The sequence below is a fragment of the Streptomyces sp. ME19-01-6 genome, from assembly GCF_033793745.1.
Classification (GTDB): domain Bacteria; phylum Actinomycetota; class Actinomycetes; order Streptomycetales; family Streptomycetaceae; genus Streptomyces.
Genome location: NZ_JARAXF010000007.1, coordinates 298,354 through 314,088, shown reverse-complemented (window position 1 = coordinate 314,088; position 15,735 = coordinate 298,354). Strand labels below are relative to the sequence as shown.

The window sequence follows — 15,735 nt, the reverse complement described above, 5'->3', positions numbered from 1 at the left end:
CATTCAGTACTCGGTGGGCCGCCCTTCGGGCGGAATGACCAAGGCCAGGCCCACGCGCTCCCCTTCCACCCGTCCCTTGCGGTGATACGGCTCCGTCCGCGTGGTGAATCCGTAGGTGGCCAGCGCCTGCCCGGGATTCGACAGGTCCGGGCCGCAGATGATCACCTTCGAGCGCACATCGAACGCCATCGCCTCCGTGACGAGCTCCTGGCTGGGCTCGTCGGACTCGATATACGCCACGAACTCCCCCCTGGCCTTGAGCGAGTAGCGTACCGAGCGCACATGGTGACCTTGACCACGCAGGTGTGCGTACATCAGATACTCGTTCTGGAAGCTCATCAGGGTCAGACCCGAGGTGGCCCCCGCCACGATGGTGGGGAACGGCGCCCCGGGCACGGCGGTGACCTTGCTGACGGTCATCACATTGCTGCGCCGGGCCTCCGCGTAATAGCCCTTGAACTCGCCGAAAGGCCCCTCGACTTCGTCCCTGGCCAGGACGTGCCCCTCGATGGCATGGGTGGCGTCGTCCGGCACCGGAGGGTTGCCGCCGAGTCCGAGCGGACGCCCCAGCAGACGCGAGGCGATCTCGTAGTCGTCGCCCTCGGCGGGCAGCCGTGAGGCCGCCACCACACAGATGGCGGGATCCGCGCCCAGGAACACCGAGATGGGCATCGGTCGCCCGGTCTCCAGCCAGGCCCGCAGATTGCGGTGGCCGTCGGTGCGCGGGTCCAGGAAGATACGGACCTCATCGGGCGCGACCACCTGGATGCGGTAGAAGCCGAGGTTGACGCCGCTGCCGTCGGGCCGGGTCGTCACCCCCACGCCCGCGGTGATGTACGGGCCGGCGTCTCCCGGGCGATGCTGCAGGATCGGCAGGGCGTACAGCAGATCGCCCAACTCCTCGCGCGAGCCGTCGCCTTGAGCCTCGCGCAGGGCATGCGCGGGCCCCGCCAGCCGCTCCGACATCTCTTCCAGGCGCTTCTCCTCGGTGGTGCCGAGCGCGGCGAGCAGCACCGCCCGCGGATACGGGTGCCCGAGCACCCGGCCGCCCGGGCGCTCCACGACGCGTGTGAACACCGTCGTCGGACGCGTGCCCAGGGCTGTCTCGAACTCCGCGAGGGTGCGCGCCACCTCCACCCGGCCGCTGAGCGGGGCGTCACAGGTGTACAGGTCCACCGCGTCGTAACAGGCGGGGAGGGACACCTCGGCCGCGCTCCCCACCGGGACGAGACCGTGGCCGGGCAGTCCCCGCGGCCCTCCCGTCGTCATGGGCGCACCGCCCGTGCGGTGGCGGGGAGCGGTCGGCAGTCCGCGGTGCTCTCCCGGTCGGTCTCCCAGGGGAAGACGATCCAGTCGTCGATCACCGCCGGACAGTAGTCGGGCACATAGCCGGACCGGTGATTGCGGACCACCGAGGCGAAGCGCACATCGGACCGCGCCACTCCGGCGTCCGCCAGATAGGCCAGCACGACATCGGCCGTGGAGCCGGTGCCGACGATGTCGTCCACCACCAGCACCCGGTCTCCCGGGCCCAGCGCGGGCGGTGTGCCCACGTCGATGACCGGCGCCTGTTTCGCGGCGTAACGGGTGTCGTCCGCGGTCCTGCGCACGCGGATGGTGTGCTGGACGGGCACATCGAGGGCACAGGTGAGAAAGCCGGCCGGGGTGAGACCGCCGCGGGCCACCGCCAGCACCGCGTCCGGCCGGAAGCCCTCGTCCCGTACCTGGGCGGCGATGTCCCCGACCAACTCCCCGAAGGTGGCCCAGTCCAGGAGGTAGGGCCCCTGCCGGGACCACATACCGGGCCGCTCACCGGCCACCGCGGGGCGCGCCGTGGCGCCGGAGTCACTCATCGCCCACCGCCCGGGTGACGTGGTCGATGTCGATCTGCTCCGCGCGCTCGCGGACGTGCGGACGGTTCTCCGCCCGGCCCGCGGAGGTCACCCGGATGAACTCGGCGCGCTCCCGGAAGCCGGTCATGTCCCGAGCCCCCGAATAGCTCATCGCCGACTGCACCCCGCCCATGAGCTGGCGAAGCGTCCTGGCCAGGGGGCCGGTGGCGGCGAAGGTCGCCTCCGTGCCCTCCGGCACATAGTCGTCGACCTCCTCCCGGGTGATCCTCTCGCCGGCCGCGTGGCGCAGGGTCAGCTTCATGCCCAGGGAGACAAACCCGTTGCTGACCTTGTACGAGCGCCCGTCCCGGGTGACCGGGGTGGCCGCGCTCTCATCGGCCCCCGCCAGCGCGGAGCCCAGCATGACCGCGTGCGCCCCGGCCGCCAGCGACTTGGCGATGTCGCCCGACTGCCGGATGCCGCCGTCCGCGATCACCCGCACCCCCCGCTCGGCCGCCGCGGCCGCGCAGTCCATGACCGCGGTGAGCTGGGGGACCCCGGTTCCGGCCACCAGCCGCGTCGTACACACCCCGCCGGGGCCGATGCCCACCTTCACCACGTCGGCGCCGGCCTCGGCGAGGTCCACGACCCCCGCGGCCGTGCCCACGTTCCCCGCGACCAGCGGAAGACGGGGGTAGGAGGCCCGCAGCTTCGCCACCGCCTCGATCACCTGGTCGCTGTGGCCGTGGGCGACGTCCACGAAGAGGATGTCCACCGCGTGTTCGACCAGGCGCTCGGCGCGCTCCCACCAGTCGCCCGAGACGCCCACCGCGGCGCCGACCAGCAGTCGGCCGTCGACGGCGCGGGTCGCCTCGGGCGCCGCACCCGCACCTTTATCGGGTCGGTGCGCCTTGACCGCGTCCAGGTGTTCCAGCTGCTGTTCCACCGTCTGCATGCGGTGCAGCACGCCCAGACCACCGTTCAACGCCATGGCCACGGCCATCCGGTCGCCCGTGCACCACTGGGTGTTCGCCGAGATGACGGGCGTGCGCAGCACGACGCCCGGCAGCAGCTCCGAGGAGGTGTCGGCCTGGCGACGACTGGTCAGCGGGGTGCGCTGGGGCACCAGCAGAACGTCGTCGAAACTCAGCCCGGTCCGCGGAGGTTCACTAACGCGCATCGAGACAGGTGCTCCTCTCAACTGGGGTGGCGGGGCGGTCAGAAGCCGGCACCGCGGAACGATTCGCTGGTGAGGGTGAGCAACTCGGTGCGCAGGGCGCTGTCCTGGAGCGCGCCGCGCCACACGGCCGTGGTCATGGTGGCGGGGGTGCGGATGCCGCGCATGGCCATGCACAGATGCTCGCCCTTGCCGATCACGGCGACGTCCGGCGACCCGGTGAGCTTCTCGACGTCGTCCGCGATGTCCTGCGAGAACTGCTCCTGCGACTGCAGCCGGTGGGCGTGCTGATGGGCTATCCGGGCGAACTTGCTGAGGCCCAGTACCTGCCCGCGGGGGAGGTAGCCGATGGTCACCCGGCACGAGAACGGTAAAAGGTGGTGTTCGCACAGCGACCACACATGGATGCCCGAGACGGCCACCAGATCTCCGCTGCAGCTGGACTCGAAGACCGTATCGGTCGAGCCGGGAGCGTACTGGGTGAACTCGCGCCACCAACGCGCGTAGCGCGCCGGAGTGTCGCGCAGCCCTTCCCGTTCGGGATCCTCACCGATCTCCACGAGAAGCTGCCGGGCGAGTATTTCCAGGGGATCCCGTGGCGCCGCGCTCTGGGCGATCTGCTCGTCCCCTGACAATTCATCTATTCCACTGCTCATCAAACACCTCGTTTGCTGCCCCATATGGTCACGTGCAGTCGTCCGGACAGATTCCACTTCCGGCCGACGACCTCGTCCGCGAGCGTGCGGATGCCCTCGTCGATCTCCTCGGGGGACTGTCCGCGCGGCATGATCCAAATGTTCTTCAGCGAGTGCCGTGCCACCAGCGCGTCCACCTCGTCCAGGTCGGACGCCGTCGCACAGACGAACTTGAAGGCGGTGCCGGGAAGCCGGGTGAATTCCCCGAGCACCCCGGGGACGATCCGGCGCTTCTCGGCGACCCCCGAGTGAGCGAGCTTCGGCGACACGTTGAACCGGACTCCCGCCGCGGCCAGCGCGGCCCCCGGGGTCACCGTCCCATTGGTCTCGATCTCCACCGCGATCCCAGCCTCGCGCAGCGCGCGGACCACGGGCTCCAGCCTGGTCTGCTGGTTGAGCGGCTCCCCGCCGGATATGACGATCAGCCCGACGCCGAAGGCCAGCAGCCGCCGTGCCACGTCGGCCGGGTCCATCGCGTGCAGCTCCTCGGCCGGGCGGTAGGCGATCCCGGTGTCCGAGACGCCCTTCCAGTCCCAGGTGTACGGAGTGTCGCACCAGTGGCAGTCCAGATTGCAGCCTCCCAGTCGCAGAAAGGCGCAGGACGTGCCCGTGGAGGGTCCTTCTCCCTGTACGGCCCTAGGTGGGCCCGAAGATCTCGTTGACCACGAGCTTCGGTGCCGCCATGTCCACCACCCCCTTTCGTGTCCTCCATCAAGGACCGGCCCCCCGGTCCGCCGTCACACGGGCGCGTCTTCCCCGCCGGGGGAGGGGCGGTACGTCGCCCAGGTCTTGGGGGTCTCCGACACGCGCACGGCGGTGAGTTCGGGGAAGTCCTTGACCCACCTCTCGTGGAGCCACATGGCGATGTTCTCCGCCGAAGGATTCACCCCGTCCAGCACATCGTTGAGATGTCGGTGGTCCAGTGTCTCGTCGACCCACTTCTGGAAGCCGGAGAGGTCACCGTAGTCCCGGACGAAACCCGGAAGTGTCAGATCCTCCGGCTCCGCGGACAGTTCCAGGACGACCACATAGTTATGGCCGTGCAGTCGGCCGCATGGATGGCCGGATCGTAAATGATCCAGCTGGTGGCTCGCCGAGAAGCGAAACTCTTTGGTGATGGAGAGCATGATGAACCCTTCACCTCGCTTAAGTGAACAGGGAGCAGAAAACCCTCTGCTCCGCTTTCCCGCTTAACGCCCTGACGAGCATTCCCGAGCGCAGGCAGGATCACAAGGGGGCAGTCGGGAACTTCATGCACGTGCCACAGTTGACCGGCTGTCGTGGACATGAGAATGTGGGGACGACTGCGGTCGACCCCACATTTTTCGCCTTGAAGTCACGGAAGAGCGAGTAGCCGCCACCGGAGCGCTGGAGCCGGTGCCATGACGGGCCACGAATCCCGCCTTGCCGCTCGACCCGATGGTGAACGTCCATGCGATGATGATCCACTTGTTGTGCAGCGGCGACAGATTCGTCGAGGCGATGTCCGGCGACCCGGAGTTGGGGTAGGCGCGGGCCCGCAGGTGATGTTCCAGGTCTCGCCGTTGTCCCGGCCGTGCTCCCCGATGTTGTCTTTCATCCGACCTTTGCTGAGGGTCGCCTTGTGTTGTTGGGGCGCAGTGAAGCGCTGAGCTGGGTCGCAGCCCTGGGCTTGCTCTGTTATTACGGAATACCGTAATCTCCGTCCTATGGCTGATGAGTCCTCGGAGAGACGGCTCGCCGCCCTCGAAGTCCGGGTGTCGCGGCTGGAAGCGGAGCCGCAGGCGCCGCGGGACGAGGTGTTCTGGGCCCTCGACGGGCTGCGCCGCCGCCTCACCGGAGCCGGTCAGGTGCTGTTCGCTGGCGCGCTGAACCTGCCGACGGGCGAGACATACGAATGGCAGCAAGGCGCGGAGACGGACCGGCTGTTGGAGGCGGATTGGTCGGAGGGGGCCGCGCCGCTGGCCGCGCTGGGCCACCCCGTCCGGCTGACCCTGCTGCGCGCGGCGCTGCGCGGCACCCGGTCCGCCGCGGAGCTCCAGGAGGCCGCGGGCCTGCACACCACCGGCCAGCTGTACCACCACCTCAAACAACTCACCGCCACCGGCTGGCTCCAGGCCGAGGGGCGCGGTCACTACCAGGTCCCCGCGGGCAGGGTGGTGCCGCTGCTCGTCGTGTTGTCCGCAGTGGTACCGACAAGCAATCGATCGACAGGGGAGTGACCGATGCAGCGGAGGAAGTTCCTCACCGTGGCGACGGCGGCGGCGGGGGCGTCACTGCTGCCCGGCAAGGCCGCCGCGGCCGACGACCTGCCCGCGCTGGTGCGGCGGTATGTGAGCCGTGCGCTGGACGCTGGCAGCCCGAGCGTGGTCTGCGGGGTCATCCACGGCACCCGCACCTACGTCGCGGGCGGAGGAGAGGGCCCCGGTGCGTCGGCGCCGGACGGCAAAACCGTCTTCCAACTCGGCTCGATCACCAAGACGCTCACCGCCACGGCCCTGGCCCGCGCCGTGTGCGCGGGCACCACCCGCCTGGACGCGCCGTTGGTCCTGCCCGCCCGGTTCCCCGTCCCGCACCAGGGGCCGCGGCGGATCACCCTGGCCGATCTGGCCACCCACACCTCCGGCCTGCCCTCGCTGCCCCCGAACCTGCTCGTCGGCGCCGATCCTGACGACCCGTACGCGCACTACACGCTGGACGACCTGGCGAGCGGCCTCGGCGAGACCGCGTTGGCCACCGAGCCGGGCAGCGTCTACGCGTACTCGAACCTCGGGTTCGGCCTCCTCGGCCAGGCGCTGGCCTTCGACGCCGTGGACTCGATGCTGCGACGCCGGGTGGCGGAGCCGCTCCGCCTGGCGGACACCACCACGACGCTGCGGCCGGACATGGCGTCCCGCAAGGCGGTCGGGCATCTCACCGGGCAGCCCGTCCCCGACTGGCATGACCATGTGCTCAGCGCGGCCGGCACCTCGATGTACAGCACCGCCGACGACATGGTGCGCTTCCTCGGCGTGCAACTGCGCCCGGAGCGCTCCCCGTTGCGGGACGCCATCGAGCTGACCCAGCGGCCCCACTTCACGGTCGATGACCATCTGCGGCTGGGGCTCGGCTGGCACCTCGGCCGGCTGTCCAGCGGCCGGACCATGACCTGGCACAACGGCGGCACGGGAGGGTTCAGTACCTGTGCGGCCTTCAGCCGGGAGAGCGCCTCCGCGGCCGTGATGCTGGTGAACACCTACAGTGAGCCGACCGCGACCGACCCCCGGCCGGTCGATGCCCTCACCTTCGGCCTGCTCGGCGAGCTCGACGCCTCGTGAGGGCGTCCGGGGAACTTCCTGAAGACGCTCTACAGGAATAGGAGTTTCATATAAGAACACATATACGGCAAAGGTTACATGCCTTGTGGGTCAGGGAATTGAGCGGAATGAAAAGATCCCGGGCTGCTGTCGCCCTCTCTCCCAGGGACGCACCATGACCGCCTTGCTCGAATCCCCCCCTGCTCCTGGCCGCCGAAAGGCAAACGCTGCGAGACCCCGCTCTCCTGGCGGCCAGCACCACCGTCCCCGTGGGCACCACTCCCCAAGGAGTGGTGCTGAGTCCGAACGGGGCACATGTCTACGTCGCCAACCAGGCGTCGAACACCGTCAGCGTGATCGACCCCGTCAGCAACACCGTCACCGCCACCATCCCCACAAACACCGGGCCGTCCGTCATAGCGGCCTCTCCCGACAACGCCCTCGTCCATGTGACCCAGTCCGGTGACGCGTCGCTCGGGGTGATCGACACCGCCACCAACACGGTCGTGACGAACATCCCCGTGGGCGCCGGACCCATCGGAGTGGCGCTGACCCCCGACGGCACCCGCGCCTATGTGGCCAACTTCCAGGACAACTCCGTCAGCGTGGTCGACACGGCCGCCAGCACGGTCACCGCCACCGTCCCCGTGGGCCCGGGCCCGGTCGAAGTGGCGGTGACCCCCGACGGCACCCGCGCCTATGTGGCCTCCACCGCGGACGGCTCGGTCAGGGTGATCGACACGGCCACCAACACCGTCACCAGCACGACGGTGGTCGGCGATGTCCCGGTGATCGTGGCGATCATCCCGGACGGCACCCGCGCCTATGTGAGCACCGCCGGCGCTCAGTTCGTCGCCGTGATGGACACGGCCACCAACACGGTCATCACCACGATCCCTGTCCCCACCCCTCGGGTCGTGGTCATCAGCCCGGACGGGGCCGTCGCCTATGTGACCAATCTCGACAGCGACACCGTCAGCGTGATCGGCATCGCCGCCAACGCCGTCCTCGACACCCTTGCCACCGGAGACCGCCCGCTCGGCGTCGCGGTGACCCCGGACTCCGCTCGGCTGTATGTGACCAACTCCCTCGCCAACACGGTCAGCGCGATCTCGCTGCAGACGATTCCCCGTGCTGGGCCGATCACCGGCGGCACCACCGTGATCATCCGGGGCCACAACCTCTCCGGCGCCACCGCCGTGCACTTCGGCTCGGCCACCGCCACGATCCTCGCCAACACCCCGACCTCGGTCACCGTCTCCAGCCCACCCGGCTTCGGCACGGTCCCCGTGACCGTCACCACAGCCGGTGGCACCGGCAGCTTCGGCACCTTCACCTACCGCTCCGCGCCCGTCGTCATCGGCATCGCCGTGACCAGCAGCCCCTTCGGGGGCGAGGGCGGCGCTCAGGGCCCCACCGGCGGTGGGGGCACCGCCACCATCACGGGCCTCAACCTGTCCGGGGCCACGGCAGTGCACTTCGGGCCCAGCCTGGCCACCATCGTGTCCGACACCGACACCTCCCTCACCGTCAACATCCCCGCCGTCCCGGGCCCCGGCCCGGTGACGGTGACCGTGGTCACCCCGGGCGGCACCTCCAACGACCTCACCTTCATCTATGTCGACCCACCCACGCTGACCAGCGCCAGCCCCAACCAGGGCCCGACCGCGGGCGGCAATCAGGTCACCATCCAGGGCACCAACCTCGCCACCGCCCAGTCGGTCACCTTCGACGGCGTTCCGGCGTACTTCTCCGTTGTCTCCGACAACACGATCGCCGCCACCGCCCCGCCCCACCCCGTCGCCGGGCCCGTCAACATCGCCGTCACCACTGTCGGCGGCAGCGCTTCCTCGGGCCTCTATGAGTATGTGGAGAGCCCGGGCTGAAACCCAGGCACGGGTCCGATCCGGTGTTCCGGAGCTACTGCCGGAACACCGGATCGGGGCAGTTGTCGGGGTCCACCTGGTGGAACAGGACCGGGGCCGCCGGGGCGCCGCCGACCAGCAACTCCTGGCTGCCGCGGGGCATATCGCCCTTGTGGCTGCCCTGGGAGAAGCTCAGCTCGACGATCCCGAACTCCTCCTCCCCGGGGACGACGGTGCCCGTGTCGTAGGACCAACTCCCTTGGCCGTCGAAGCGTCGTTCGTCGTCTTCCCCGATGGACAGGTCGTAAGGCCAGTTCTTGACCTGGACCCGGCGCCCGAGGGTGATCCGCATGCCGTCGGGGCCCCGGTACGTCCCTGGCAGGTTGTACTCGGCGACGTCGGGACTGGTCTTCGCGCACTCCTCAGACACGACGTTCATGACGGCTACGCACCCCGCCGGAAACACGATGAGGCAGGCCATCCCGATCAGCGCGAACCTGATCGGACGGACACGCCAGAGCCTGCGGACCAGTCCTGGTCGCTTCGTCGTCGCCATCGCGACGAGTTTGCCAGACGGGTTCTTCAGTGGTCGTCCGGGTCGATGCGCTCGGTCCAGACCATGGTTTCCCCGATGCCCGCGCCGGGCCCGGTGTCATGGTTGGCCTTCCCCTGCCAGTCCTGGTATCCGGGGAGGAACGACTCCGTGTCGGTGTCGTTGGTCAGCGTGTACTGCACGATGAGCTTGCCGTCGGGGTCGGTGCCCTTGACGACGTAGTTCACGGCATAGGAGCCGAGCAGGGACTGCGCCTCGTTGGTGTCGCCGCCCCACAGATTGTCGAGGCCGGACAGGCCGGTCATGTCCTTCGCGTACATGCCCGCCTGCACGGGGAGCGACATGCCCGAGATCTGGTACGTGGTCAGGCCCTCCCCGCGACCCGCCTGCCAGCCGTCCAGGGTCTGCTTCCGGATCCCGTCCATGCTCTCGCTCTTGCGGAGCTGTTCGACGAACGGGTCGTGCTGGGAGAAGGAATAGTGGTCGTCGCCCGTCCCGGCCATCCAGTTGGCCGCGAGGGTGCGGGGCGTGAGGTGGTTCGTCGACGGGAAGGGGTCGAGCCCGTCCATGTCCCGGCCGAGCGTGTCGTAGCGGTCGGTGCTGATGCCACTGGTGTGGTTGATGTCCGTACGGACGTTTCCGGTGTTGAACCACTGCTCCAGGCCGACGTTCTCCATCAGCGTGATCGACAGGTTCTGGTCGGCCTCGAACGCCTCCCGGAGGATCTCGTTGAGCCTGGTCTGGGCGGCGTTCACCTTCTTCACGTCGTCCGTGTCGTAATTCTCCGGGGTGCAGTCCGCGGTCAGGACCACTTGGGCCTTCTTGGGGTTGATGTACATCCCCTGTTCGCCGAACTCCCGCACCGCCTCGTTCAGCCGCTTCTGAGCGGCCCTCAGCTCCCCGGCCCCGTCCTCGATGGCCCTGCGCACCCCGTCGGCCACCTTGGCGGCGGCGGTCACCTGACGCTGGATGTCGTCGATCTGCGTCCAGGCGAAGGGGGCGGCCATCCCTTCCCAGTACCCCTTGTCCTTCAGGGGTTTCAGCACCTCGTCGCGGATCTTGTCGTCCAGGTCCTTGATCTTGTCGTGGACGCCCTTCCACTTCGTGGCCAGCGTGTCCAGCGCCCCGAAGTCGGCCGATCGGAACTCCTGGTAGAAGGTTTCCATCAGTACCTCGAGATCGACGAGAACGACGAAAACGGCGAGGACGACGAGAACGACGGGTCGCCGGTCAGATACGGGAGACCTTGGTGACCGCCGTCGTAAAGCCCGGGATGTTCCTTCTGGCCGAACGAGTCCCCCGTACCCAGGTCCTGCTTCACATGCATGTCCGCCGCAGCCCGCAGGCTCTCGGAGATATGGGCGAGCCAGGCGGTGACCGTGCCCGCCTGCTCCTCCCAGTGCTTGTGCGACCGCCTCAGCGCGCTCTCGGCCTGAAGGCCCTGCACACCCTTGACCGCTGTGGAGACCGGCTCCTCCAGCGACGCCGCCTGCTTGTGGAGCGTGTCGTAGACCTCGTCCGCCTTGCCCGCCGCTCCGCGCAACACGCCGGGGGCGATGGCGAGGTTCTGCGGCACCGGACCCTGGACGCCGGGAGCGAGCGGGCGCCTGGGCGCGGGGGCGTTGGGATCGTAGATGTTGGGTTTCCCCGGCTGGGCCGACAGAGGCGGCGGGGCAAGGAGCCCGCCCTCCGATGAGCCGGGCGGAAGAGGGAGTTGGTCGTCCTTGGGCTCCGGTAGATCGTTGTCGCTCATGACACCCCCGTTGTGTGCACGACAGGGTACGCAGGTTAGCGTCACGAGCGGTCCGTCACCCCGAAATCCGTAGGCTCGGCGGCCCCGCCAGCAGGGAGTTGCACTCCCGCTGGAGCGTGAGGTCCTGCCACATCGGGTGGTGTGGTGCGGCGTTGGAGCACACGACCGTGCCCCAGGCGCCGACCCGGGCGGACTCGGCCACCGCGCGGCGGCAGAACGCGGCCCCGACCGGGCCCTCCTCAAAGGTGCCGTGCAGCGGGGTGTAGCCGATCCAGCCCTCCCCGAAGACCAGGGGGACCCCGGCCCCGGCCGCCCAGTCCGCGGCGGCCTCGATCCAGGTGACCAGCCGCTGTTCCATCGCGAGGCGGTGCACGGCGTAGCGCTCGTACAGCCAGGCGTCCCATTTGGCCGGATCGCACCAGTCGTGCGCGTAGATCTCGCGGCCGACGAGGGTGGCCTCGAGCCGCCACAGGTCATCGGCGGGCGGCGCCCAGTCGGCCAGGTCCGGGGCGTCGGGGCGCAGCAGGTGCTCCCTGGCGAAGTCCTGTGGGAAGGGGCGGGACCGGTCGCGCAGGGCGAAGGCGTCGATGAGCTCGTCGAGCACGCCGTAGACATAGGGGTGGAAGACGGCCACGTCGATGTCTCGCGGGACGCCGCGTAGCGACCCGACCGGGACCTTGGCGTAGTTGACGGTGACCGGCCGGTCCGGGTGGCGCTCCCGGAACCGGGCGAGGCCGCGCTCCAGGCGCGGCCGCAGGGCGACCACGGTGTCCGGGCCCGGCAGCCCCTGGGTGAGCCGCCCGCCCTGGACCTCGTTGTGCAACTCGGTGAAGGCGATCCGGTCGTCGAGCCCGTCCGCGGCGAGGAAGTCGATCAGGTCGGCCAGCGAGTCGGCGAGGGCCTCGGCGCGCCGCTCGGGATCGACGGCCATCAGGGCGTCGTACCAGGAGCGGTCGCTGCCGAACGACGGGCTCTGCTGGTACTCCCAGCTGGAGAGGATGATGAAGCAGTCGTGCCGGCGGGCCGCCCCGAACAGCGCGCGCAGGTGGGCGCGGCCGTCGATCTCGGTGCTGCCGCCGACGTCGTACCAGCGAGTCCGCTGCCCGTACCCGCCGCCCAGCGGCCCCAGTCGGAGTTTGCCGGTGTCGATTCCGGAACCGAAGAGCAGAAAGGGCATGGCACAGATGCGCACGGTGTTGTATCCGCGCGCCACGGCCTCCGCGAAGGCCCGGTCGAGATCGGCGAAGGGCTCCCCTGGGCCGGTACGGGTGTACCAGCTGAAGTCCCACAGGGAGATGGTCAGTTTCTCCGGCAGGTGGTCGGGCAGTGCGACGGGCACGGGGAACCGGCCTTTCGTTAGGGGTCCGGTTCATCGTCGGCGGGCGTCACAGGGGTGTCAAGATGTATTCATAATTAATGCTCTCGGGTCGAGTGCCGTCGCGGCGTCGGCCAGGTGGTGTGGCTTCGTGGCGCCGAAACCTCGTCGGCCCGCGGCCAGCGGGCTCCACGGCAGGCTGCCGACGCCTTGGCCGCCCCGGAGCGGTGTGCCAGTTCGCGGCCGACGTGGACGGTCACGGGTTCGCTCCGCTCGGCGCGCCGTTCCAGGCGACGGCGGGCAAGTGGATCGGGTCGACGGTGGGGCTCTTCGCCACAGGGCCGGAAAGCGCCGACCCGGGCGGTGCGGCGGAAGTGGCGGAATGCGACTGGTTCCGGGTCAGCCCGGGCCCATGAGCCATGCGAGCCGCTCGCGGCCCGGCCCCGCTCCGGCCCGGGCCGCGAGCGGATGCTTCCGTCACACCAGGACGTCCTGTCTGCGGAGCTGGACCGTGGCGAGGCGGCACACGGCGTAGGCGGTCCTGGTGAGATCGTCGGCGGCGTGGCGCAGGGCGGTGTCGAGATCGCGGGGACCGGCGCCGATGGGCAGGACCGCGGTGGCGCCACGTCCATAGAGGCGGTCGGCCTCCGGGGTGATCGTCCCGCCGAGTACCACGCACGGAACGGCGGCGTCCGCGCAGGCGCTCACCACCGCGCTGACGGTCTTGCCCGCGTCCGTCCCGGCGTCCACCTTTCCCTCCGCGGTGAGGCAGAGGTCCGCCGTAACCAGTTGCTCGTCGAAGCGGGTCAACTGCCGGACCACGCCCGCGCCGGGCACCAGCTCGGCCCCCAGTGCGAGCAGTGCGGCCCCGAGGCCGCCGGCGGCGCCACCGCCCGCGACCGCCCCGGCTCCGAGCAGGGGGGCGAGCCGTCGCAGACCGTCGTCGAGGAGTTCGACCGTGGTCGGCGTGGCACCCTTCTGGGGTCCGAAGACATGGGCGGCGCCCTCGGGGCCGAACAGGGGGCTGAGGACGTCGGCCGCGGCGACCAGCTCGACGCCGGCGAGGGCGCGGTGTGCCGGAGCGAGGTCCACCGAGCGGATGCGGCTCAGATCGGCACCGCTGCCCGCCAGCGGCTTCCCATCGGCGTCGAGGATCCGGGCCCCGAGGGAGGCGAGCATTCCCGTGCCGCCGTCCATGGTCACGGTTCCCCCCAGGAAGACGATGATCCGCCGTGCTCCCTGCCGCGCCGCCGCGAGGAGTGGAGCGGCCAGGCCGGCGCTGGAGGCGAGCATCACGTCATGCTCCGCGCTACCCGGTGGATCCCAGCCGATCGCCTCGGCCGCCTCGACGACCGCGGTCCCGTCGTCCAGCCGGCCGAAGCGCGTCTTCAGGGGGTGGCCGAGCGCGTCGACGGCGTCGACGTCGATGACCGCGCCGCCGCGCGCGGTCTGCACGGTGTGGCGTGAGCCCTCTCCGCCATCGGCCAGCGGGTGCTCGACGGGGGTACCGCCGGCCGCGCAGACGCCGGCGGCGAGGGCGGCGGCCGCTTGGGCGGCGTCCAGCGAGCCGCGCAGCTTGTCGGGGGCGCAGACAACACGCATGGGGTTCCTTTCGTCGCGGTTTCCCGCGGTCAGACGGTCATCCAGCCCAGGACCGGAGTCGACTGCAGATAGATGAGGAGTGCGAATCCGGCGAGCAGCCCGAGGCTCCAGCCGATCACCTTGCGGAAGATCGTGCCCTCGCTGCCGGCCATGCCGATCGCCGCGGCGGCGACGGCCAGGTTCTGCGGCGACAGCATCTTTCCCAGAACGCCGCCGGTGGAGTTGGCGGCCGCGAGGAGCACGGGATCCAGCCCGGTCTCCCGCGCCGCGGTCACCTGAAGTACTCCGAACAGCGAGTTGGCCGACGTGTCGGACCCGGTCACCGCGACGCCCAGCCACCCCACGACCGGGGAGAACAGGGCGAAGGCGGCGCCGGTCTGGGCCAGCGCGGTGCCCAGGGTCGCGGTCTGGCCGGAGAGGTTCATGACCCACGCCAGTGCGAGCACCGACGTCACCGTGACGACGGTCCAGCGGAGTTGGCGCAGCGTGGCTCCGTATGCCTTCACCGCGCGGCCGGGCCCGACCCGGTAGAGCGCCATGGTGAGCAGACCGGCGACCAGCAGGATGGTTCCCGCCGCCTTGAGGTGTTCCAGTTTGAAGGTCACGGCGGCGGCGGGCGCGCCGCCGGGGGACTCGACATGCAGACCGGGCCAGGTGAACTGGGCGACGCCGTGGGCGGCCAGCCATTCCTTGACGGGCCCGGCCTGGGTGAGCGCGAAGAGCGCACAGATGATGAGGTACGGGGCGAACGCCATAAGGGCACTGCCGCTGCCCTCGCGGTCCTCGGAGCCGACCTCGGCGGGCGCCTGGGGGTTCCCCTGCACCGTGCGCGGCTGCCAGATCCGCATGAACCCGAGCACCGTCGCCAGGGTGACCACGCCCGCGATGATGTCGGTGGTCTCGACGCTGATGTAGTTGGCGGCGGCGAACTGCGCGAAAGCGAAGGTCAGGCCCGCGACCACCGCTATGGGCCAGGTCTCCCGTACGCCCCGTCGGCCGTCGAGCAGAAACACCAGCAGCAGCGGGATGAACGCGGCGATCAACGGCGTCTGCCGTCCCGCCATCGCGCCGAGGACGCCGAGCGGCAGACCGGTCACTCCGGCGAGCGTGGTCAGCGGCACCGCCATGCTGCCGAACGCGACCGGTGCCGTGTTGGCCACCAGCGCCACGGTCGCCGCCCTGATAGGAGCGATGCCGACGGTGACCAGCATGACCGCGGTGATCGCCACGGGGGCGCCGAAGCCGGCCAGCGCCTCGATCAGCGCTCCGAAGCAGAAGGCGATCACGATGCCCTGGACGCGCTGATCGGATGAAATGGCGCGGAAGGACCGCCGCAGCACGGCGAACCATCCGGTGATCTCGGTCATGCGATAGATCCACAGCGCGTTCACCAGGATCCACATGATGGGAAAGAGCCCGTAGAAGCCGCCTTCGACCGCCCCGGACAAGGCTTGGATCAACGGCATGCCCCAGACCCACACCGCGAGGGCGAGTGCGAGGGCCAGAGAAGTCAGCGCCGCTATCTGCGCTCTGACCTGGAAGACACCGAGGAGCACGAACAGGGCGAGCAGGGGCACCGCCGCGCAGAGCGCGGACCAGAGCAACGACCCGGCCAGTGGGTCAAGGACTTGTCGGTACATCGAACCTCCCGGTGCGGCGAGCGGTGCC

The 15,735-nt window shown here is 69.9% G+C and carries 15 protein-coding genes; 3 read left to right on the top strand and 12 right to left on the bottom strand.

Annotated elements, in window-relative coordinates:
* Nucleotides 1-3: 3 nt before the first annotated feature.
* The 6 genes from PV419_RS19735 to PV419_RS19710 form a co-directional block, all read right to left on the bottom strand.
* The gene (locus PV419_RS19735; RefSeq protein WP_319690696.1) at nt 4-1,269 is read right to left on the bottom strand and encodes a UbiD family decarboxylase; all 1,266 of its coding nucleotides are present in this window, start codon (nt 1,267-1,269) and stop codon (nt 4-6) included.
* A complete protein-coding gene (locus tag PV419_RS19730) occupies nt 1,266-1,853 on the bottom strand; it encodes a phosphoribosyltransferase (RefSeq protein WP_319690695.1) in 588 nt (195 codons plus the stop codon). Before PV419_RS19730 ends, PV419_RS19735 begins: the two co-directional genes overlap by 4 nt.
* Nucleotides 1,846-3,012: an IMP dehydrogenase gene (guaB, locus tag PV419_RS19725; protein WP_319690694.1), complete on the bottom strand. Its 1,167-nt coding sequence runs from the start codon at nt 3,010-3,012 to the stop codon at nt 1,846-1,848. Before guaB ends, PV419_RS19730 begins: the two co-directional genes overlap by 8 nt.
* Nucleotides 3,013-3,050: 38 nt before the next feature.
* Complete coding sequence (gene folE / locus PV419_RS19720; RefSeq protein WP_319690692.1) at nt 3,051-3,665, bottom strand: GTP cyclohydrolase I; 615 nt, start codon at nt 3,663-3,665, stop codon at nt 3,051-3,053.
* Complete coding sequence (locus PV419_RS19715; RefSeq protein ID WP_415925344.1) at nt 3,665-4,273, bottom strand: radical SAM protein; 609 nt, start codon at nt 4,271-4,273, stop codon at nt 3,665-3,667. The genes folE and PV419_RS19715 overlap by 1 nt, the downstream gene beginning before the upstream one ends.
* 168 nt (nt 4,274-4,441) lie before the next feature.
* Nucleotides 4,442-4,831 (bottom strand): 6-carboxytetrahydropterin synthase, encoded by a 390-nt coding sequence (locus tag PV419_RS19710; protein WP_319690691.1) that lies wholly within the window; start codon nt 4,829-4,831, stop codon nt 4,442-4,444.
* Between the two features lie 561 nt (nt 4,832-5,392).
* On the opposite strand from PV419_RS19710, the gene PV419_RS19705 reads away from it, so the two are divergent.
* The 3 genes from PV419_RS19705 (at nt 5,393) to PV419_RS19695 (ending at nt 8,865) form a co-directional block, all read left to right on the top strand.
* Entirely contained in the window at nt 5,393-5,905 is a 513-nt protein-coding gene (locus PV419_RS19705; protein WP_319690689.1) for a winged helix-turn-helix domain-containing protein, read from the top strand.
* A 3-nt stretch (nt 5,906-5,908) separates the two neighbouring features.
* Nucleotides 5,909-7,000: a serine hydrolase domain-containing protein gene (locus PV419_RS19700; RefSeq protein WP_319690687.1), complete on the top strand. Its 1,092-nt coding sequence runs from the start codon at nt 5,909-5,911 to the stop codon at nt 6,998-7,000.
* Between the two features lie 272 nt (nt 7,001-7,272).
* Nucleotides 7,273-8,865, top strand: a complete 1,593-nt coding sequence (locus PV419_RS19695) for an IPT/TIG domain-containing protein (RefSeq protein WP_319690685.1) — start codon at nt 7,273-7,275, stop codon at nt 8,863-8,865.
* Between the two features lie 34 nt (nt 8,866-8,899).
* Here PV419_RS19695 and PV419_RS19690 read toward each other — a convergent pair whose 3' ends face one another.
* From PV419_RS19690 to PV419_RS19665, 6 genes are all read right to left on the bottom strand, one after another.
* Complete coding sequence (locus PV419_RS19690) at nt 8,900-9,283, bottom strand: hypothetical protein (RefSeq protein ID WP_319690684.1); 384 nt, start codon at nt 9,281-9,283, stop codon at nt 8,900-8,902.
* 143 nt (nt 9,284-9,426) lie between these two features.
* Nucleotides 9,427-10,563: a hypothetical protein gene (locus PV419_RS19685; RefSeq protein WP_319690683.1), complete on the bottom strand. Its 1,137-nt coding sequence runs from the start codon at nt 10,561-10,563 to the stop codon at nt 9,427-9,429.
* The gene (locus tag PV419_RS19680; RefSeq protein WP_319690681.1) at nt 10,563-11,150 is read right to left on the bottom strand and encodes a hypothetical protein; all 588 of its coding nucleotides are present in this window, start codon (nt 11,148-11,150) and stop codon (nt 10,563-10,565) included. Before PV419_RS19680 ends, PV419_RS19685 begins: the two co-directional genes overlap by 1 nt.
* 55 nt (nt 11,151-11,205) lie before the next feature.
* Complete coding sequence (locus PV419_RS19675; protein WP_319690679.1) at nt 11,206-12,489, bottom strand: cellulase-like family protein; 1,284 nt, start codon at nt 12,487-12,489, stop codon at nt 11,206-11,208.
* 453 nt (nt 12,490-12,942) lie between these two features.
* The gene (locus PV419_RS19670; protein ID WP_319690678.1) at nt 12,943-14,067 is read right to left on the bottom strand and encodes a glycerate kinase; all 1,125 of its coding nucleotides are present in this window, start codon (nt 14,065-14,067) and stop codon (nt 12,943-12,945) included.
* A gap of 29 nt (nt 14,068-14,096) precedes the next feature.
* Nucleotides 14,097-15,707 (bottom strand): L-lactate permease, encoded by a 1,611-nt coding sequence (locus tag PV419_RS19665; RefSeq protein WP_319690676.1) that lies wholly within the window; start codon nt 15,705-15,707, stop codon nt 14,097-14,099.
* Between the last annotated feature and the right edge of the window lie 28 nt (nt 15,708-15,735).